Source organism: Psychrobacter sp. Rd 27.2 (assembly GCF_001921755.1).
Taxonomy (GTDB): Bacteria; Pseudomonadota; Gammaproteobacteria; order Pseudomonadales; family Moraxellaceae; genus Psychrobacter; species Psychrobacter celer.
The window spans coordinates 1-381 of record NZ_MRYB01000111.1 but is presented as its reverse complement, the minus strand read 5'-3'; the positions used below and the strand labels follow the sequence as shown (position 1 = coordinate 381).

Annotated in this window: 1 protein-coding gene; it reads left to right on the top strand. The window is 34.9% G+C overall.

The features are described from left to right. The coding region (locus tag BTV99_RS12810; RefSeq protein ID WP_143507202.1) for a glycosyltransferase family 4 protein at nt 1-381 on the top strand (381 nt) is incomplete at both ends.

Sequence of the window (381 nt, the reverse complement as noted above, 5' to 3'; positions counted from 1 at the left end):
ACCTTATATGGGTTCAAAGTATGGGAATGACATAACTGTACAAGCTATTCAGGAGTTGGCTAACTATGATTTTTTCAATAAGTTAGATATTAGTATTTATGGAGACGGGCCAGAGTTTGATAGTGTAAATCGACCACTTTTAGAATATGATAACGTACATCTTCATAAAAGATTTCTGAGTCATAATGAAATTGTGGAAGTTCATAAAGAAAACGGTGTTTTTCTTAATCCTACAAGATGGGACTCTCAAGGTGTATCTAGAGATGAAGCAATGTCTTCAGGGTTGGTAGTAGTTACTAATAAAGTTGCAGCAGTTCCAGAGTTTATCTCTGAGAAAGAAGGTGCTTTATTTGAAGGTGAAGATATTCAGGGAATGGTAAA